A 21,035-nucleotide genomic window follows, 5' to 3' on the forward strand; every position below is an offset into this window, starting at 1 on the left:
GTTATATTTTTGCGTAATCTTCTTGTTTAACACTATCAAATTTCTGTAACGACTCTACGTATTCTGCTACGTATTCTTTGTTCTCATGTCCGTCTTTAATCTGTTTCATCTTCGCTTGCTCACTTGCAGATTTTAATAATAATTTAACCTCTGCGATAGCGATTGAAGGCAATACCCTTAAGAATAATAAGAATAAGGTAAAGAACAAACCAATTGAACCCACGAATACACTCACATCAACCCAGGTTGGATAAAACATAGCCCAACTTGAAGGGATATAATCACGGTGTAATGAAGTAACGATAATTACGAAACGTTCGAACCACATACCCACGTTTACTACGATTGATAAAATCCAGGTAGCTTTGATGCTTAAACGGATCTTTTTGAACCATAACAATTGCGGAGAGATCACGTTACAGGTCATCATCATCCAGTACGACCACCAGTAAGGACCAGTGGAACGGTTGATGAAGGCGTATTGCTCGTACTCAGAACCTGAATACCATGCAATGAAGAACTCAGTTAAGTAAGCCACACCTACAATTGATCCTGTTAAGATGATGATTTTATTCATCGACTCAATGTGGAACATGGTGATGTAGTTTTCAAGACCCAATACTTTACGTGCTACCAATAATAAGGTTAACACCATCGCAAAGCCTGAGAAAATCGCTCCCGCTACAAAATATGGAGGGAAGATTGTGGTATGCCATCCTGGTATTACTGATGTTGCAAAGTCCATTGATACAATAGTGTGCACCGAAAGTACTAATGGGGTTGAAATACCAGCGAGGATTAATGATACCGCCTCGAAACGTTGCCAGGTTTTAACACTTCCACTCCATCCGAATGAAAAGATAGAATAGATTTTTCTGCGTGTTCCTACTGCACGATCGCGAATGGTTGCAATATCTGGCAATAAACCTGTGTACCAGAATAATAATGATACCGAGAAGTAAGTAGAGATGGCAAACATATCCCAAACCAATGGTGAGTTAAAGTTTACCCAAAGTGAACCAAACTGATTTGGCAATGGTAAAACCCAATAAGCCAACCATGGACGACCCATGTGTGATACTACGTACGTTGCTGCACAAATAACGGCGAAGATTGTCATCGCCTCTGCAGAACGGTTAATGGAGTTACGCCAGTTTTGACGGAAAAGCAATAGTACCGCTGAAATTAGCGTTCCGGCGTGACCGATACCTACCCACCATACGAAACCGGTGATATCCCATGCCCATCCAACTGTTTTATTTAAGCCCCATGCACCGATACCATTCCAAAAAGTGTAACTCACAGCTACAACCCAAAGTAAAGCACCTAATGCTGAAACGATGAAACCAATCCACCAAGCCTTGTTCGGCTTGTTTTCTACCGGTCCTAAAATATCATCCGTAATTTTCGCATACGTGATATTATCGCCGGTAATTAATGGTTCTCTAAGTATTGATTCGTTATGTCCTGACATAATTTGTATTTTCTTTATACTAAAGCTTACGCTTGTACTGTTGTATCTGTGTTTCTAATTTTTGTCATGTATCCGATACCTGGTTTCACATTGATTTCTTCTAATACGTAGTAGATACGCTCAGAACGTAATGCTTTTGAAACCTCTGAATTTGGATCGTTTGAATCACCAAATATGATTGCATTTGCTGAACAAGCTTCCTGACAAGCCATTTTAATATCGCCATCTTTTAATGGACGTTTCTCTAATTTAGCTTGTAATTTTCCACCTTGAATACGTTGGATACACATTGAGCATTTCTCCATTACACCACGAGAACGGGTAGTAACATCAGGATTCAATACTAATTGAGTAAACTCATTATTTAAGTAGTTATCGAAACGTGAATCATTCCAGTAGTTAAACCAGTTGAAACGACGAACTTTATACGGACAGTTATTCGCACAGTAACGTGTACCTACGCAACGGTTATAAGCCATGTGGTTTAAACCATCGCTTGAGTGTACAGTTGCCAATACCGGACAAACTGTTTCGCAAGGTGCGTGATCACAGTGTTGACACAACATTGGTTGGTGAACCACAGAAACGTGATCTAAATCTTCCAATTTAGCAATCTCTTTTTCTTTGGTTACATCACCATCTTTGGTTTCGTAGCTATAGTAACGATCAATACGAATCCAGTGCATTTCACGACGACGGCGAACCTCATCACGACCCACTACAGGAATGTTATTTTCTACATTACAGGCAACAATACAAGAACCACAACCTGTACAAGCATTCAAATCGATTGCCATTACCCAGTTGTTACCTGGTTTCTCATAAGCATCCCAAAGATCGTAATCTTTGTGTTCGCCTTTATGGTTACCAGCAGAAGCATCTTTCAAATATTCTTTGAATGTAGCTTCTTTGATTACCGCACGACCCTCGAAAGAGTGGTGAGTTTGTGTTTGAGCCAGTTCATAATAACCGCCTGTTGGGGTAATGGTTACATTGCTGGCATATTGCATTGTTCCATTTAGGAAAGAGATAAAAGGAAAAGCATTTTTACCTACCTCGTTACCAGCTTTACCAACTTTGGTACGGCCATAACCTAACGCGATAGATGCTGTTCCTTGTGCTTGTCCTGGCTGGATCAATACCGGAAGATCTACAGAATGTCCATTGCTACCTTTTACAGTAACTACATCAAATTCTTTAACCTTTAATTTTTCTGCAAATTTCGGTGCAAGTGCAACATAATTATCCCAGGTTACTTTTGAAACCGGATCTGGTAATTCTTGCAAGAATGCATTGTTGGCGTTTTTACCATCACGCATCGGAACGCTTTCGTAAACTTGCAATTCTACCTGGTCGCCACCTTTTGCTAAAGCTTTGCTGCTGCTTATGATTGAAGTAGCAACTTGCGCCAATGATTGAGTGAAAGAATAACTACCAGCAGCTTTTGGAGCTACTGTAACTACACCTTTCTCTAAAACATCATTCCATTTTAAACCAATTGCTGGCAACATTTTGGCTTCCCAGTTGTTGCGAACAAACTGATAGTAATTTTTAACAGGAGCATCAGCCCAAACCAATAGACTCTCTTCTGCCTGACGGCTGTTGAAAACTGGGTTGATGGTAGGTTGAACAATTGAATAATATCCTTCGTAAGCATTTGCATCACCCCACGACTCTAAATAGTTATGGTTAATTGCAATGGCATCACAAAGTGAAGCTGTTTCATCAGCTCTATCTGAGAAAGAGATTTTTGCAGGAACTTTAGCTAAAGCCTTAGTAAATACATCAATATTCATGAAATCGTAAGCAGGGTTACTGCTTAAGAATAAAACAGCACCAACCTCACCACGACTCATTTCGGCAACTAAGCCGTTAAATTCAGCATCGTTACCTGCATATAAATAGCAAGGATTATCTAAATCGATTGTAGTACCATAACTTCCGATAGCGGAGTTAATGGCATTTACCAAAATCTGAGTTGAAACATCGTTAGAACCGCATACTACAAGGCCTTTACCTTTGTTTTGTACTAATTCTTTTGCTACTAATTTGATTACCTTATCAGCAGTAGTGTTGTTTCCAAGTGTACCGCCAGCTAAAGACTGACCAGTAATTGCATTATATAAAGCGATTAAAGCAGGTCCCTCTTCTGACAATTTAATCGGAACACGCGTATCAGCATTTGTACCCGTTAAGCTCATTCCACTTTCAAACTGAATGTGGCGGCTCATTTTTTTGTTTTCTAACGATTTGTAGTTACGGTTAGAAGTATATTGAGCTGTAAACTCTTCTCCGCTAATCCAGGTTCCTAAGAAATCGGCACCGAAACTTACAATTAAGTCAGCTTTATCGAAGTTATATTTTGGCAATACCGCTTTACCAAAACTGTTTTGGTTAGCCTGGATAATTCCGGTATAAGAAACCGCATCATATTGTACTAATTTAGCCGCTGGATATTTCGTAATAAACTGCGCTAAAACAGCATTTGTTGATGGGCTGTTAACTGTAGAAGCCACTACGCGGATTTTCTTACCGCCTGCTTGTGCTTTTGCTAATTCGCTTTTTACAAAGCTATCTAACTTAGCCCAGGTAGTTTCTTCGTTTTTAAGTACTGGCGCTTTTAATTTCGATACATCATAAAGATCTAACACAGACGCTTGCGCTCTTGCATCAGTACCGCGATAAAATTCACCTGCATTAGGGTTTGGTTCAATTTTAATCGGACGCCCCTCTCTTGTTTTAACTAAAATACTTTGGCCGTTAAAGCTCGAAGTATAATAGTTAGGAATACCTGGCGTAACCTCTTCAGGTTTTACCAGGTAAGGAATAGATTTATGAACCGGGGCTGTTTGACATGCTGCCAAAGTAACTGCACCTAAACCAAAACCTAACGCCTTTAAAAAGTCGCGGCGTGGGGTAACGGTACTTAACCCTGCTTCATTTAAAACATCTTCTATTGGAAGTGGCTCGGCGAATTCGTTTTTGCTATTCTTAACAAAATCGGGTGTATTATTATACTCCTCTAAGCCTTTCCAGTATTTTTTGTTGCTTTCCATTTAAGCTATATTACTGTTTATTCGAACGTTCTTACTAAACTCTATCTATTAATAGTGGCATTTACCACACTCTAAACCACCCAATAACGCTGGGGTGACTTTCTCGCCTTTTTTAATCTTCTCATGCGCTTCGATAACCTTAGCGTAGAAAGCATTATTTTTCTGACCAGAAATATCTGTTTCCTTGTGACAGTTGATACACCATTTCATGGTTAATGGAGAATATTGGTAGATCTCTTCCATTGTATTAACCGGACCGTGACATGCGAAACATACAGGCTCTGTTGGTTGTAATCCTTTTGCTTTACGAATAGCATCTTCTGCAACTACTACGTGTTGAGAGTGGTTGAAGTATGCAAAATCTGGAAGGTTGTGTACACGTACCCATTCCATTGGTTTCTCTTTGCTCTTATCGTATTGTTGTGTCTCAGGATCGTAACCCAAAGCATTGTAGATTTTTTTGATCTCTGGAGAAATCTCACCATCGTAATTATCTCTTGCCTGAACAGCTTTGTGGCAGTTCATACAAACATTTAATGATGGAATGGTAGCATTCTTAGATTTGAAAGCACCATTGTGGCAATACTGACAATCGATTTGATTGATACCAGCGTGTAGCTCATGTGAGAATTTAATTGGCTGAACTGGTTGATAACCAGTGTGAACACCTGTGTTCCACATACCCATCCAACCCCAAGATCCTAAAGCAATTACCAAACACAAGATGAAGAACATCACGAACTTCTTGTTTTTGAACATTTTACGAACACCTACCTTTAACGGCACATCCTCTTCAATTTCAATACCTTGTTTCTGTAAGATTAAACGCTCTAGCAATTTAGAGGCACGACCTAAAATTACCAGGATTAGAATACCTACCAATACAATAGCAACGATACCAGCGATAGATAAACCAGATGTACCGCTTTCTCCACCGCCCGCTTTAACCACACTTGGATCAACAGCAGCTTTTGGCTCGCCTTCTTTGATGTATGCTAAAATGCTTTTAACTTTTTCCTCATCTAACTCAGGGAAAGAAGTCATCGCTACTTTACCATTTTCGTTAAATAATTTAACCGCTTCCGGATTGCCGGCAGCAATCATCCCTTGCGAATTAGGAATCCATTTTAATAAGAACTCTTCAGAGTGGCGATCACTCACCCCTGTTAAAGCAGGACCTACCAATTTGGCATCTAATGCATGGCATGATGAACATTTAGCTCTGAAAAGCGTTCTCCCCTCTTTAGCATCCTGAGCACTAACGGTTGAAACCGCCATTACAGTAACTGCTGAAAACACGAATAACGACTTCCAAACGCTTTTTAAAATCATCGAGATATCTCTCATAATGAACACTTTATACTTATTTAATTTACTTTTTGTTGTGAAATTGATGCCTGAACTGATGTAGCTCCACCAAAACTTGAACAAAAGTATAACTTATTAATAAATCCCATGACATAATAGTGACCGGAAATACAATTTATAATCATTCTAAACAAATGATGTTTCAGGCCACTCAGGCAATAAAAATGCCCATTTTTCGATCTTTATCGAAAATGGGCATCAAGCTTCAATTTTGTTTTATCAAAATGTTATTCTTATTGCTTTAATATCCAGGCAAACATCAGCGGTGCTACAATTGTTGCATCACTTTCTACAATAAACTTTGGTGTATTGATATCTAACTTACCCCAGGTAATTTTTTCATTCGGTACCGCTCCAGAGTAGGAACCGTATGAAGTTGTAGAATCAGAAATCTGGCAGAAATAGCTCCAGAAAGGAATATTTTCCATTTCCATATCCTGATATAACATCGGTACGACGCAGATTGGGAAATCGCCAGCAATACCACCACCGATCTGGAAGAAACCAATACCTTTGCCGCCACTGTTTGCAATATACCAATCGGCTAACCAGCCCATATACTCAATACCACCTTTTACAGTAGTAGCCGTTAGCTCTTTTTTCATTACGTAGGAAGCAAAAATATTTCCCATAGTTGAATCTTCCCATCCTGGAACGACAATTGGAAGATTTTTTTCAGCAGCGGCTAACATCCACGAATTTTTTGGATCAATTTCATAATATTGCTCTAAATCTCCACTTAAAAGCATTTTGTACATAAATTCATGTGGAAAATAGCGTTCGCCCGCTGCTTCAGCATCCATCCAGATTTTTTGAATGTGTTTTTGCAAACGACGGAAAGCCTCTTCTTCAGGAATACAAGTATCAGTAACGCGGTTGTAGTGGTTTTCTAATAAATCCCACTCATCCTGCGGACTTAAATCGCGGTAGTTAGGCACACGTTTATAATGCGAATGCGCTACCAGGTTCATTATATCTTCTTCCAGATTAGCTCCTGTGCAAGAAATAATAGATACCTTATCCTGGCGAATCATTTCTGCAAGCGAAATTCCCAATTCAGCAGTACTCATTGCACCGGCAAGGGTAATCATCATTTTACCGCCTTCATCCAAATGCGTTTCATAGCCCTTAGCCGCATCCATCATCGCCGCAGCATTAAAATGGAGATAATTACGCTCCATAAACTGAGATATTGGTCCTCTAGTATTGCTCATTTTGTTATGTATTATTTTTCGCAAAAGTAGGCATTTAGCCCGAAACGATAAAACATTAAAAGTATTTGGAGCTAGGAGTCAAAAGTTTGAAATTCATTGTGACACCTCGTTAACAGTAATTCCGAAGATCAAAAAAGATTAATGGAGAAACAATCAGCGATAATCACCTTAATCTGCGGGAGAAATTGTTCCAATCTAGCTTTTTCCCATGGTCGGTGTGCCCCACAGACCATTTCTTGTTTGTCAATGCTTCGGTCTGTAAAGACACCAATGCTATTAACTTAAGCTATTTATATGTCTGATGCGTTCTGTTTTTTCTTTTTTTAAATGTTATTCTAGGAAAGCTTCTGTCCGGTTTTATAGGTATTTTAGATGATGCTATTAGCTTAATAAGAGATTGAATTATATCTTCCGGGTGTTCTGTATTTAGTATTTGAATAATTGCTTTTCTGACAAACCTGTAAGCATTTTGCCAATTGTATTTATATTTTAGTTTTCGTTTCTTGTTCTTATCGATTTTCTGCTGTGCCTGGATACCAAATAATGCAACCAGATTCATCATGAATACATGGGCTTCAAACTCCTGGAATATTCCATCGGGTTTCCGAGTACCAAACTGTTCTAATTTCATCTTTGGTTTTAATTTCTTAAAACCTTCTTCTACTGGCCATCTCTGCCCATAAAGAGCTTTCATATTCACTGTGCATACATCATTCATGTCTAATAAAGAGGATACGAGAATTTCGATCTCCCCAGTATTTAACTCGATTTTGGTAACCCTGACCGTAATTGTTTTAGTATCTAACCCATGCTTTAAGCAGGATTCCATTTCTTTTGGACTGGGGTGCCACTCTGTTATAAAATCATTTTCGCACTCCTGAACTATCCGTTTTGCAAAACAGGACTGCGCACTGCTTATACGAATACAGAAATCCTGTTTGAGTGTGCAAAGTTTTTTGAAAATATGAAAATATCCGAATCCCCGGTCTAAAATAACTACGGATTTACGGGATGGTAGTTCTTCAAGGCATGCATTAAAAAGTGTTCTCTCTACGTTCTCCATCTTTGATATCCTTTTGGAAAGAATTGCGCCACTAAAAACATCATAAAACATAAAAATCTGTGCCAGGCAACTCTTTATACTTTCACCTTTTTGTGAATATATTCCAAAAAAATCTTTTATCTGTCGGGAAGGTGGTAGCCCAACTGTAGAGCCATCACCGGCAATCAATTGATATCCCCTCCAAAGTTGTGATGGATGATATTTGTGATGATCTGCCAGTATCTCGTTGAGATCCTTGAAAAAAGAAAGGGATATTTTATATCGAGCCTTAGAAAAGGCTGCTCCTGTAACCACTTTTGATGATATACTGGGCAAAATTGTAAAAATGTTGTACTCTACAGATTCTTTAAAAAGATTCAATATTGTAGAAACCACAACTGGAAAGCTTAAACTTCGCTTGCGCGTAAAAAAGATTGGCTCTTTAAGATATTGAGAAAAATTATTTTTATCCTGAATGAAATCAAATGTTTTTTTTAGGAGCCACTTTATGTTGCTCCCTTTTGTGATTTGAAGAAATTATACTCATCTTATTACTGTTGTTTTGATATTCAAATATAGCCATAAATATTTGAATATCAAATACTTATAACGCTAAGTTAATAGCATTGGTAAAGACACAGACCGAGGCGTTAAATCGATTTCACCTGCCTGTCGCAGGCAAGAAATCACGGAGAATTAAAAACGTCAATGGTAGCGTGCCGAACGATTTTTTTTGAAAAGCAGTTGCTGCAACATCATCAAAGGCAGTCCGGCTTTTTGGTACAATGCCCAACGAAAAGTTGGACGATTTCCCCGCCAACCCGGTTTAGGTGGCCCAGGCCTTGCTACTATTAAAAAATCCCAAGCCACTGTCATAAAATAGCTATAGCCCTTCAGTAAATAATTCTTAATAAAAAAATCAGTTAATTTGCGGCAATGAAAAAAGTTTATTTTCTCCTGGCTTTCGTGTTCCTATCTGGAAGTTCATTTGCTCAAATGAAATTGATAAAAAAGTTGCTATCAAACGAAAAAGATACTTTACGCAAAGCAAGCTTTCTGCCCATTCCTTCCTTTGGATATGCCCAGGAAACCGGTTTTCAGTTTGGTGTTGGTGCAATTGTAGGTTTTTATGCCGATCGGTTGGATACCACAAATCGCCCATCATCTTTAACCTTAAACCTGAACTACTCTACCTTGAAAGCTTACAATATGAGTTCGCTCATTGATATTTGGGGAAAAGGAAATAAGCTACATTACATTGGCGAATTACGTTTCAAACGCATGCCTTTTAACTTTTATGGCATTGGCAACAGTACCGAAGAGGCTAATGAAGATAAATTGATCCAGCAGCAGATTAAAGTTTTGCTTCAGGCAGAAAAACAGTTATTGCCAAAGGCCTATACCGGGGTTTCGCTAGGTTTTGAAAATTATAAATACAAAGATGTAGTTGCCGACGGAATTTTTAACAGCGACACATATTATAACAATAGAACCGGTAGCGTTTTATATCTAGGTGTTTCGCAAAGTTATGACGCCAGGAATAATAACAACTACACCACCAAAGGCTTTTTCATCAGAGGTACCTACCAATATGCGCCCAATATTTTTTCGGCCGGCAATTTTACAGGTAGCCAGATAAAAATTGATGCAAGGAATTTCTGGCGATTGAATAAAAGCTTTGCCGTGGGCGTACAAGGATTGTACAATACCGTGTTAGGCAGTAATACACCTGTTTATCTGTTACCGCAAATTGGTAACGACGAAATGATGCGTGGCTATTATGGCGGGCGCTATCGCGATAAAAACTTATTGGCTGCGCAGGCGGAATTAAGGTACCGTTATAGCAGTCGTTTCGGCGCTACGCTCTTTGGTGGAACCGGAACCGTTTGGGGTGTTGATGATTTCTCTACCGATGCTTTCAAACCAAATTATGGTGCTGGATTACGTTATTTCTTCGATCCGGAAAAAGGAATCAGCGTTCGTGTAGATTACGGAATTGGCGAGAAAAGATCAAATGAAAAGCGTCAGAGTGGATTTTACATCAGTATCGCGGAAGCGTTTTAATAACCACAGATATCTTTTGCAAAGAGGAACAACGTGGCAATCTGATTCGGCAACTGCGATTGCGGCAATGAAATTACCTGAAACGATGAAAAATCATTTATCGCTCCACAGCTGCCATTATCGAGCAATAAATTCTGCACAGTAATAAGTTAATTGCTCCGCCTTCGCTCCTCTTCATTTCCTGATTTACGATCCGTTTGTTTTAGCTTCTCGTTTCCGAAATTGAACCGGGCAGTGATTCGTAACTGTCTGGCATCGTAATAATTATTGTAATCTTGTTTAATGTTATTGATTAAACTGCTAAATCGATACCTATTGGATTTCAGCAAATCGTTTGCGCTCAACGATAGCTGAAGTTTTTTATTGAGCAGCAAGGTCTTCACTCCAAAATCCAAATTATACTGGCTTTTAATTTCATTTAACCCTTCAGCTCTCGGAAATTGAAACCAAAAATTAACATCGGCCAAAACAGTTTTGCTTTTATTTATGGTAAATTGATTTGAAGTAGAGAAATATGCGCCTATTCTGCTCAAATTGGTTTGTGTTTGCAAAATTGCAGACTTTGATACATTGTAAAAAACATCAAACTGATTAATAGTTTGCCAATTTTCGAATGGGTTTGACACTAGGGAATTACTAAATTGGTAACTATATGCGGTGATAAAATTTACGGGTTTAGTGGCTTGGGTATTTGAATTTACATCGATAAAATTTACATCAGCAAAACCATTATTGGCACCGCTAAACGATAAAGTACTGGTGAGCGAACTTTTGTAAGTGTGCGAAAGCTCAATGTTGTGGTTATAAGACGGCTGCAAGAACGGATTACCTTCAGTATAAACATACTGATTGCTGTACCACCGAAAAGGATTTAACCTCCGGTAGGCTGGTCGATTAATTCTACGTCCATAATTGATGCTCCATGCACTTTGATTGCCAGCACGATAAGCTGCGTAGAAAGTAGGAAACAACTGTAGATAATTAGACTGAATTTCTTGATTGACTGAATTTCCATTTATCTGGGTATATTCCGACCGCAGGCCAAGTTGAAACTCCCACTTTTTAAAGGTCTTATTCATATTAGCATACAAGGCCTGAGTGTTTTCATGATAAGTAAATAAATTACTTTGATTCAAATCAACGGCATAAAGGTCATTACGTTTTCTATAAAAAGCAATATCGCTTTCGTTCTTAATAAAACTAAGTTTGGTACCGAACGAAACTTTAAAATTTTTATAAGGCAAATCTACATCAGCTTTTAGCGTATAAAGTGTAATTCCTTGTTTGCTCGTTGATAAATATTCTGCAAATGATCCCGGTATTATAGCACCATCACCGAAAAAACTCTGGTTATTGAAAGCCCGATTTTTATCGTCGGCAAAGCTAAACCAGTCTGCATTTATGGTAAGCTGTTTGCCCGTTGAATCTAATGTTTGTTTTAAAAACAGATTTGCAGAATGATAATGGGAGCTGATTGCTGCATTTGCATCAGAATTTAGGATAGAATCTAACTGCTGATTGACGTTAGATACCCTGGTTTTTATATTCTCTTCTGAATGAAAATTTGTATACCCGCCATTGTACGCAGCACCAAGCATTGTTTTTTTGGAAATCTGATAATCCAATCCAATTTGCCCGCTGGGTACCGTTCTGAAGTTCCGGTCTTTGTTAATTACATTCCAGCTTTGCGAAGGGTAAAAAATAGTACTCTGTTCAAATGGTACAATGGAACCCTTTCTGATGTTAAAGGTTGAATTAACGGTAATTTTATCTTTTCGATAACTCACATTTCCACCCATGGATGCCGTTGGATGTGAAGCTTGGGTAAAAACCATATTAACGGAACCTTTGAGACCTTCAGCTGTTGTTTTTTTTAACACGATATTGATCAAGCCGTTATTCCCCTGTGCATCGTATTTGGCCGGAGGATTGGTAATCATTTCGATTTTCGAAATTTGATCAGATGGAATAGATTTGAGATAATTAGACAAATCATCCTGACTCAGCTGTACCAATTTATCATTCACCATCACATTTACACCACCTTTGCCCACGAGGGAAACCTGATCATTTACTACCCGAACGCCTGGAACTTTGGCTAGTAACTCAAGCGCATCGGTACCGATTGCAATTATGCTATTTTCTACATTAAAAATGGTTCTATCGATCTTCTTTTCAATCAGTGGCTTTTTAGAGTTGATTTGAACATCGGCGAGCGCTTGGCTATTTTCCATTAGCTGAACATGAATAGAAGTATCGCCTTTAAGCTGAAAACTATTTTGCTGACTGAGGTAATTAACGGCCGAAAAAAAGATATTGTAATTCCCTGCTGGCAAGTTCAGGAAAGTGTAATTCCCCAAGCTATCGGATTGTGTGTAGATTGATTTCTTGTTAAAGTCGGTAAGCTTGACTGAAATGTGCTCAATTGGTTTATTTTTTACAGATTTTGTTTCCCCAAAAACCCTGAACTGTGCCTTACTTGGTGAAATTGATAATATCCCAATCAAAATGACAAAAAGTTTTTTTAACATCGAAAAACTACTTATCTGATTGCCATAACTCGAACTTCCCTTTACTCGTTAAATCAAACTTCGCGTCGGATCCAACCATTGATATTCCGTTTTTTAAAGTTTTAATTTTTACATTCTTAGCAGTACCTTTTCTGGTTGTATTGTCGTAAATGATTTCATCAGCAAGCAAATCAATATCCCAGTAAGACAGTTTGGCATTACCGTAGAGTTTAATCACGTTTCTATTCTTGCTGAATCGGACAGAATCAGCCCAATAAACAAACCTATCACCAGGTAATGCATTAGAACCTGTTTTATCTGGCTTCAGATCAGATTCCGAATCCTGTTTTAAGGATGTTTCATAAGTTCCGTTATTCAAATCAAAAACGAACAATTTTGCAATAGTTTTATCGCCCAAATCATTGGTTAGCGAAGCATTTCGAGCTGTTAGAATGTTCCTCACTTTATTCCATTCTACGCTTTCAGCCCTCAGCACATCCGATTTTATTTCTATCACCGCATCTTGCATCAAAGAAATTTTGTTTTTGGTATCTCCAGTTATCTTTTTGAAAGATTTAATTCTGGGAATAACTGAACCTGATGATTTCTTCGCCGAATCACTTCGTGCTATCCTTTTGATTTTTTGTTTCTGTTTTACAATAGTATTTGACCTGGCTTGTGCTGAATCTATCACTTTAACATCTCCACTCTTCAATTTAAATTCTTGAACAACTTTTTCAGCGTAAACGACTTCCACCGACAATAGCCAAACCAGACCGAATACCACTGGCAAAACCAACAAATACATCAATTTTTTCATGTTTTTAGATTTTGAATTAAACAACATCTTGATTCGATCCTTAATCGGGCTTTTCACGAAATTGTGAATGAGTGGCATATCATTTTTAGCTACGGCAAGCCTGAGCAGCAAATTTGCATAAGCTTGATTCCCGAAGTCAGCTGATGTAATTTCATCTGCTTCATACTCATGGGTTTGTTCTAACGCTTTATTAAATAAATAAATGATTGGATTGAACCAAAACAAAGCTTTAAAAAGCATTAGCAAAATCTTATCAACAGAATGAAGTTGTTGAGCATGAACCCTTTCATGAACTAATAAAACTTGCAATTCGTTTTCGCTTAAGCTATTTGGATCGATAAAAACATAATTGAAAAAAGAGCAGTTGGTAAACCCCTTCTTTTTTGTAACCAATTTTAATCCATCATTGGTCTTTACATATTTCCCAGTACACTTTAGTAAGGCAATCAACCTCCAGACAAAGGCCAAAATGATTAATGAGGTAATGCCTCCATAAAAGTAAAACCCTAGTTTTTCCCAATTTATTTCGTTTTTATCGATAGACTGGTATTCAACTGCAATAGGGTTAATCATTTGGAATGGCGCATCGCTAACAGGCTTGAGGTTTGAATCAACTAACGGAATGTGGATCTCTTTTATCTCGATTTGGCGTTTAATTTCAAACTGCAAAGCAGGAATAATTGAACTTAAAATTAATGAGCCAAGCAGGTAAATTCGATTGAATTTAAAGAAGGTTAGTCTTCTTAAAACCAAAAGATAGAAGCCGAAAAACAAAACTGAACAGGCGCTGACCTTAAGCAAATAGATGAACCATTCCATATTTTAATCTTTAACAACCTCGTTTTGAGAACAAGACAAACCCATCTAATATTAAATTACTGATTTTACGAAGATTATTTTCCTGATTGATGAAATCCAGACTTTTTTGATCGGTAATATTCCCTAATTCGATCAAAACAGCTGGCGTTTGAGATTCTCTTAATACCAAGAGACTTGCGTCCTTAAGCGAATTTTGGACAGGCGTCCCCTTCACTTGTTTAAGTTTTCCTAAGATATTTGCGCCCAGTTCTTCTGCTATTTTAATATTCTTATTTGATTTCGAAACATAAACCTCTATGCCGCCGAAGGCCACGGGACCGTTTTTAGGCATTGCATTATGATGAATAGAGATAAAAGCAGTAGCAGGTTGAACAGGTAATCGATCACGAAGCGATACATACTCATCACTACTTCGTGTCAACCGAATTTTAATGCCTCGTTTGGAAGCTTCTTCTTTTAAAATGTTTACTGCTCTCAAATTCATGTCTTTTTCCCTTTGCCCATCCAAGGCAACCGAAGCTGCATCTCTACCTCCATGTCCTGCATCAAGAACCAATACCACTTCTGCTTCGTTAAATGCAGGTTTTGCATTCGGATCCAAAACTATTGCTGTTTTAAAATAATCTTGCTTGTAAACCTTAACATCAGTAAAATAATTTCCATTATCTACCACCTTTTTTTTTACAATAACCTCTTTACGGTTTGCAAAGGCTAATAAGCAACCCGCAATTATTGGAATAAACGAAAAGTAAATGAGCTTTTTCATATTGGAGTTTGGTTTTTTGTACAACATCATAATTCTTTTCTTTAATGGAAGCTTACTAAAACTATGCGTCAAGAGCATACTTGATGGCATAGCCAAATTCAACAATAAAGATGCATAAGCCTTTTTATCAGCGGTTTTTAGTGTTTCCTGATCAGCCAAAAACTCGTGATTATGGTCGATTGCATTTCTCCAGAAGTAAATGATGGGATTGAACCATAAAATACAAACTGCTAAATTTACCAGGAGCTTGTCGACAGCGTGGCCTTGCGTTACATGAGCCGACTCATGCTGAATTACCAAATCTCTTTCATCTTCTGTTAAGCTTTCATCGATGATAATTTGATTTAAAAAGGAGCAATTTTTTATCTGTGCATGAGGTTGTACCAGAATAAGTTTACCATTTTGAGAGGATTTGTATTTTGTGATGGAACGCTGAACGATACCTATCATAATCATCATTCGGAAAATTAACGCCAGCAAAACGGCACCATACACATAAACCATTAACTGACTCCAATGTCTAGCCGAATCCCTTATTGGCTGATTATCATCAAAATCTTGTTCAAAAGCGGCTTCATTGCTATAAGCCACCTCAACTGGTGTTTCTTGCTGATTGGTCGAAACTTCCCTTGTACTTTCTACTGTCAAAGCCGGAATGGAAAAACTAAAAAGCAATGCAGTTAATAAGAATAAACGGTTAAGTTTAAAAAAGGTAAGTTTCGATAACAAAAAATGATAGGCTATGAAGAGGATAACCGTACAAGCCGAAACTTTTAACAAATAAAGTAAAATCATGATTTTTGATTTTGGTGAATAATCTTTTGGATTTCTTCTATATCGTTTTCACTCAATTTTTCTTCTTTAACCATAAAGGATAATAAACTGGCTGGTGAATTATCAAAATAGCCAGAAAAAAGTTTAGAAAATGTTGTTTTGGCATAATCATCTTTTCCGATTGAAGGAAAATACTCATAGGTTTTTCCATAAGCTTTGTAGTTAACATAACCTTTTTTTTCTAAAAGCCTTACGATAGATGAGATAGTATTGTATGGTGGTTTCGGTTCGTCATCCAGTTCATCAATAATATCTTTTACGAAAGCTTTCTTTAGCTTCCATAAAACCTGCATAATCCGCTCTTCGGTTTTGGTTAATTCTTCCATACCCAAACTTATAACTTATTTTTCAGTTATACAACTATAAAATCAGTTATGTTATTGATTTTTCAGTTTTCATACTGAATATCGCTACGGAAACGATCCGGAACAACTCCCTAGGAATATAAATTTGAAAATGTGATTATAGTGAAACTTTGAGAAGGTATTACATTAGATAAATAGGCAATAAGCAACAGCCTTTGTTTTTAAACCCTAAGGGATCGAAGCGAGATGTTCCCCGATTTTTTATCGGGAGCAGAAGCGGGAGCGGGACAGAAAGCCGCCACGAAACAGAGAACTGATCATTTACAAATAATTGATCAACAATATAGCCTCTGAAATTAGTGAGTTAATCCAGCCAATGCATTTATGGTTAGCGCCACAATTACCGTATTGAAAATAAAAGCGATTAAACTGTGTAGCAAGGAAAGCCGACGAATTTGACGGGAAGAAATTTCGACATCGGAAACCTGAAAAGTCATCCCTAAAACGAAAGAAAAGTAGGCAAAGTCAACAAAATCTGGAGATCCATTGCCAGGAAAACCTAATCCTGAACCTTTTCCATTTTTATTATCGCCATAAAAAAGATGTGCGTAACGCATACTGAAAGTGGTATGCACCAAGAACCACGACAAAAACATTCCTGACAAGGCGATAACCAATGAGAGCGGTTTGATATCTTTATTGATTAACAGCAGAATTACAGCCAACAAACCAGCGAAGGTAGAAACTACAACAATTGCAAAAATCTCTTCTTTGGTTTCATCTTGAATTTTTGCTTTTAAGCAGGTTTCGATAGGTGATGTTTTGAAAAACATGAACCAGTGCAAGGATATCAGCATTAAACTAAAAATATCCCAGCCAAACATCACGTGGGTGAGCATGTCAGTTTTTAAGAGCAACGAGCCGAAAAAACCCAAAACCGCCACAAAAAAGCTAATTAGCAAAATATACAATGCCGATAACTTCTGGATACCTTGAAGTTTGGGTTCGATTTTCATACTGGTTTATTTACTGATTAAATTTCAGCTTGAAATGCTCTTTGGCTTGGCCTTTTTTGAAATAAACCAATCCAATCCAGAACAAATCAACTGTTACTGTTACTTCTGGATGGCTTTTGATCTCTTCCCAAGCTTCCTTCATTCCCTTGCTCCAGTAAATATCATCAAAAATGAGCAAAGAATTTTCGGTAACTTTTGGCAAACACCATTTAAAGTAATTTAAGGTAGCATCTTTGCGGTGGTTGCCATCAATATAAACGAAATCGAGGCTTGGCTGCTTAGCAATAATATCAGGTAAAATGAGGTCGAAATTACCTACATGAAGTTCAATATTATTCAGATGGAGATCTTGGAAATTTCTCTTTGCCACCTCGGCCGTTTGAGGACAGCCCTCTATAGTAATAATTTCAGCTTCGGGACAAGCTTTTGCCAAGTACGACGAGGTAATTCCTAAACAAGTGCCCAGTTCGATTGCTGTTTTAGGATCAGTATTTTGTGCTAGCCGATAAATAAGTTTAGCTAACCGCGGACTTTTAAGTGCGTTTTTAGCGATTTCACTTATCTTCTTGGTTCGGTTTTTATTAAGATGGGAGCCTGCTCCAAGATCTGTAACAGTGATTTTGGAATCGTCAGAAAAAAGTTTTTTTCTTTGCTCTTCTATATTTTTGTATTGAGATTTCTCGCTAAAATCGTAAATTACCCCATCAGCGAGCTTGTATACGAATGGTGAATGCGTTCCATGACGGGTTTTCGCTGTTAAACGATGTTTAATGTAATCGGTAATAAATTGAAATAGCATAATATTGCAAAAGTAGTTAAACGCGGCAAACGTGTGTATGTTTTATGGAAAATATCGGAGAGATAAGCGCATTAGTTAAATTATTGGATGATCCGGATGAAGAAGTTTATCAGCATGTTGAGCAAAAACTGCTCGAATATGGTGGTGAAGTGATTCACTATCTGGAAAATGCCTGGGAGCAGTCTTTTGATGGGCTTTTGCAGGAACGAATTGAAAACATTGTTCACCAAATCCAATTTAAAACGGTTAAAGAAGATTTGAATTTATGGTATTTGAGCGGTGCTTTCGATTTGATGCAGGGTGCGCTCATCATTAACCGTTATCAATATCCTGATTTGGATGAACAAAAAGTGATTAACCAAATCGAGGAAATTAAAAGAGATATCTGGCTGGGCTTACAATACGAAATGAGTTCGGTAGAAAAGGTAAAATTGATTAACCATGTTTTGTACCAACAATACGGTTTTGGTGGCAACACAAAAAATCATCACGACCCTCAAAACTCTTATTTAAACCAGGTTTTAGAGAGCAAAAAAGGCAATCAAATATCATTGGCTATCATCTACTCTACCCTTGCCCAAAAATTGGATTTGCCAATTTATGGTATTAATTTGCCTCAACATTTCATTTTGGGCTTTATAGATGAAAGTAAACAAGAAGGCACTGAATACGGCGTGTTGTTTTACATTAATGCTTTTAACCGTGGAAATATTTTTGGCAAACATGATGTTGATCAGTTCCTGCGCCAACTAAATTTAGAGTCGCTGCCAGAATATTACAGACCATGCAGTAATACAGATATCATTCGCAGGGTAATCAGGAATTTAATTTCTGCTTACGAAAATGCCGGTGCAACAGAAAAAGTGAGAGAACTGAACGAACTGCAAAATATTATTGCCGAACCTTAAACATCCAAAAATTGAAAAAAATCTCCCCTCTGTCTTTTTTACAATTCATTATTTTCGCAGGATTTATCTGCTTTGCAAATAACCTTATTGCACAAAAAATAACCAAGCCAAACGTAATAGCCTATTACACTGGTGGCGGCGGAACTTTAATCGACAGCTTCCCTGTAGAGAAACTGAGCCATTTAATATACAGCTTTGGGCACGTTAAAGGCGATAGCCTGAACATTAAAAACGCTAAAGATTCGGCTTTGATTTCGAAAATGGTGGCTTTAAAAAGTCGCAATAAAGATTTGAAAGTGATGATTGCCATGGGAGGTTGGAGTGCTTGCGAACCCTGCTCGGAAGTATTCAGCAGAAAAAACGGGCGAAACTTTTGCCAAAACCACTAAAGAACTATTGGATTATTTCCAAGCAGATGGAATCGATATTGATTGGGAATATCCTGCAGTAGCGGGTTACCCAGGCCATCGATACACAGAAGCTGATAAACACAACTTCACTTTATTGATTCAGGAGTTACGCAAAAAACTGGGCAAAAAAGCCGAGATTAGTTTTGCTGCCGGAGGTACGAAAAACTGTATAGATTCTTGTTTTGAGTGGAAAAAAGTGATGCCTCTAGTAGATCGCGTAAACTTGATGAGCTACGACCTGGTAAGCGGTTATGCCACACAAAGCGGGCACCATACGCCACTTTTTTCTACGCCGCAACAACAACTTTCTGCAGATTGGGCCATAAATGAGATGATTAAAGTAGGTGTTCCACCGCAAAAAATTGCTTTAGGTGCAGCTTTCTATTCGAGAATTTTCCAAAACACTACAGATGCCAACCAGGGCTTATATCAACCAACAAAATTCTTAAGTGGTGTTTCTTATAAGAGTTTCCCAGATCAGTTTACGGTAGAAAAAGGGTTTCAATACTATTGGGATGATGTAGCCAAAGCGCCATATTATTACAATGCCGCTTCGAAACAACTTGTCACTTTCGATGACCCAAAATCAATTGCTTTAAAAACCAAATACGTAGTTGACCGTAAGCTAAACGGTATTATGTTTTGGGAGTTAACGGATGATGCTTATGCCAATGGACTGGTAGATGTTATAGCTGAAACTTTAAAAAAATAAAAAAACCGCAAATTAAATTGCGGCTGCTCAATATTATCCATGCTATTTACAGTCCCAAGTTAAGGTATTCGATATTTGATATTCATCGGTCAAAACAAGTTTACCTGATTCATTTTGATAACTTTGGATAGCTAAAATAATTGACGTGGCATTCCCTTTTGCATCGAACTGATATTTATGATCAACAACATCCTGTGCGGATGTAATGCCATTTGTTGGACTGACATGTGAAATAGTCGATTTGATCAATACGTTTTTGGATTGGATGCCGTAGTACTTGCCTGGAAAATAGTCTACATGGCCTGTAAGCGGATCGGCCATTTCATAAGCATTCACCGCGGCCGAGACTGAGTATTCGTAAACAGTAATCTCCTGTTCGCCACCACTTGCAAAGGTTACGACTGATTTGGTAAGGTTACCACCAGCGTAAGTAATTACATCTGTAGAATTTAATTCTCCATTAACATAGTTTTTCACCATAGCAAGGTAACCCTCTGCATTGTAGGTATAATCCCTCTTGATATCGTAACTTATTCCGTTAATCTGAATATAATCTGGAGACGAACTGCTCACCGCTCGTCCGTTTGACAACGAAATTTCACTAACTTTTCCGCCCGTATCAGTTGCTGTAATTTTATTCGTTGAGTAAGTATAATTAAGACTTTCATCATTACTTACGCCCTTGATCACCTTGCCAGCCACATCGTAAGTAAAACTAAGATTGAAATCTCCAAAACCAGGCAATGTTAATACCAGATTGCTTAACTTACAGTTCTTCCCATTCGGATCGTTGTAATTGATTTCCTTTTGACAGCTTGCGATAGAAATAATGGTAATAACAGCCACCATTGCAAGTATAATTTTATGATTCATTTGGCCAGATTTAGAGCGTAAATTGCTGGCTACAAACATATTAAC

At 37.8% G+C, this 21,035-nt stretch carries 16 protein-coding genes; 4 read left to right on the forward strand and 12 right to left on the reverse strand.

Annotated features, from left to right (window positions below; translation table 11 throughout):
• Position 1 precedes the first annotated feature (1 nt).
• The 5 genes from nrfD to AC3ITD_RS15795 all read right to left on the reverse strand — a co-directional run bounded on the left by nrfD (position 2) and on the right by AC3ITD_RS15795 (position 8,682).
• Positions 2–1,474, reverse strand: coding sequence for an NrfD/PsrC family molybdoenzyme membrane anchor subunit (gene nrfD, locus AC3ITD_RS15775; RefSeq protein ID WP_265798441.1), 1,473 nt, complete (start codon positions 1,472–1,474; stop codon positions 2–4).
• A gap of 26 nt (positions 1,475–1,500) precedes the next feature.
• Positions 1,501–4,530: a TAT-variant-translocated molybdopterin oxidoreductase gene (locus AC3ITD_RS15780; RefSeq protein ID WP_489361148.1), complete on the reverse strand. Its 3,030-nt coding sequence runs from the start codon at positions 4,528–4,530 to the stop codon at positions 1,501–1,503.
• A gap of 48 nt (positions 4,531–4,578) precedes the next feature.
• Entirely contained in the window at positions 4,579–5,877 is a 1,299-nt protein-coding gene (locus AC3ITD_RS15785; RefSeq protein ID WP_265798443.1) for a c-type cytochrome, read from the reverse strand.
• A gap of 254 nt (positions 5,878–6,131) precedes the next feature.
• The gene (locus tag AC3ITD_RS15790) at positions 6,132–7,112 is read right to left on the reverse strand and encodes a deoxyhypusine synthase family protein (protein WP_025144047.1); all 981 of its coding nucleotides are present in this window, start codon (positions 7,110–7,112) and stop codon (positions 6,132–6,134) included.
• A gap of 286 nt (positions 7,113–7,398) precedes the next feature.
• On the reverse strand, positions 7,399–8,682 hold the full coding sequence (locus tag AC3ITD_RS15795; protein WP_489366659.1) for an IS4 family transposase: 1,284 nt from the start codon (positions 8,680–8,682) through the stop codon (positions 7,399–7,401).
• Between the two features lie 408 nt (positions 8,683–9,090).
• Here AC3ITD_RS15795 and AC3ITD_RS15800 point away from each other — a divergent pair, with 408 nt between their 5' ends.
• Positions 9,091–10,218, forward strand: coding sequence for a BamA/TamA family outer membrane protein (locus AC3ITD_RS15800; RefSeq protein WP_489361151.1), 1,128 nt, complete (start codon positions 9,091–9,093; stop codon positions 10,216–10,218).
• A 149-nt stretch (positions 10,219–10,367) separates the two neighbouring features.
• On the opposite strand, the gene AC3ITD_RS15805 is transcribed toward AC3ITD_RS15800, so the two are convergent.
• The 6 genes from AC3ITD_RS15805 to AC3ITD_RS15830 form a co-directional block, all read right to left on the reverse strand.
• Positions 10,368–12,749: an outer membrane beta-barrel protein gene (locus AC3ITD_RS15805; protein WP_489361153.1), complete on the reverse strand. Its 2,382-nt coding sequence runs from the start codon at positions 12,747–12,749 to the stop codon at positions 10,368–10,370.
• Between the two features lie 7 nt (positions 12,750–12,756).
• On the reverse strand, positions 12,757–14,367 hold the full coding sequence (locus AC3ITD_RS15810) for a M56 family metallopeptidase (protein WP_489361155.1): 1,611 nt from the start codon (positions 14,365–14,367) through the stop codon (positions 12,757–12,759).
• Between the two features lie 10 nt (positions 14,368–14,377).
• Entirely contained in the window at positions 14,378–15,928 is a 1,551-nt protein-coding gene (locus AC3ITD_RS15815; RefSeq protein ID WP_489361157.1) for an N-acetylmuramoyl-L-alanine amidase, read from the reverse strand.
• Positions 15,925–16,293, reverse strand: a complete 369-nt coding sequence (locus AC3ITD_RS15820) for a BlaI/MecI/CopY family transcriptional regulator (RefSeq protein WP_265798449.1) — start codon at positions 16,291–16,293, stop codon at positions 15,925–15,927. Before AC3ITD_RS15820 ends, AC3ITD_RS15815 begins: the two co-directional genes overlap by 4 nt.
• 335 nt (positions 16,294–16,628) lie before the next feature.
• Positions 16,629–17,288 (reverse strand): DUF1345 domain-containing protein, encoded by a 660-nt coding sequence (locus AC3ITD_RS15825; RefSeq protein ID WP_489361159.1) that lies wholly within the window; start codon positions 17,286–17,288, stop codon positions 16,629–16,631.
• Between the two features lie 10 nt (positions 17,289–17,298).
• Positions 17,299–18,087, reverse strand: a complete 789-nt coding sequence (locus AC3ITD_RS15830) for an O-methyltransferase (RefSeq protein WP_489361161.1) — start codon at positions 18,085–18,087, stop codon at positions 17,299–17,301.
• Positions 18,088–18,131: 44 nt separating this feature from the next.
• On the opposite strand from AC3ITD_RS15830, the gene AC3ITD_RS15835 reads away from it, so the two are divergent.
• The 3 genes from AC3ITD_RS15835 to AC3ITD_RS15845 are packed head-to-tail and all read left to right on the forward strand — an operon-like array spanning position 18,132 to position 20,117.
• Positions 18,132–18,995 (forward strand): transglutaminase-like domain-containing protein, encoded by an 864-nt coding sequence (locus AC3ITD_RS15835; protein ID WP_463485023.1) that lies wholly within the window; start codon positions 18,132–18,134, stop codon positions 18,993–18,995.
• A gap of 11 nt (positions 18,996–19,006) precedes the next feature.
• Positions 19,007–19,384, forward strand: coding sequence for a glycosyl hydrolase family 18 protein (locus AC3ITD_RS15840; protein ID WP_489361163.1), 378 nt, complete (start codon positions 19,007–19,009; stop codon positions 19,382–19,384).
• A 7-nt stretch (positions 19,385–19,391) separates the two neighbouring features.
• Positions 19,392–20,117, forward strand: a complete 726-nt coding sequence (locus AC3ITD_RS15845) for a glycoside hydrolase family 18 protein (protein ID WP_489361165.1) — start codon at positions 19,392–19,394, stop codon at positions 20,115–20,117.
• 42 nt (positions 20,118–20,159) lie between these two features.
• Here the strand turns inward: AC3ITD_RS15845 and AC3ITD_RS15850 are convergent, their stop codons facing one another.
• Positions 20,160–20,990 (reverse strand): hypothetical protein, encoded by an 831-nt coding sequence (locus AC3ITD_RS15850; protein WP_489361167.1) that lies wholly within the window; start codon positions 20,988–20,990, stop codon positions 20,160–20,162.
• Positions 20,991–21,035: the final 45 nt, after the last annotated feature.

The sequence above is a fragment of the Pedobacter sp. KH_004 genome (assembly GCF_057840755.1).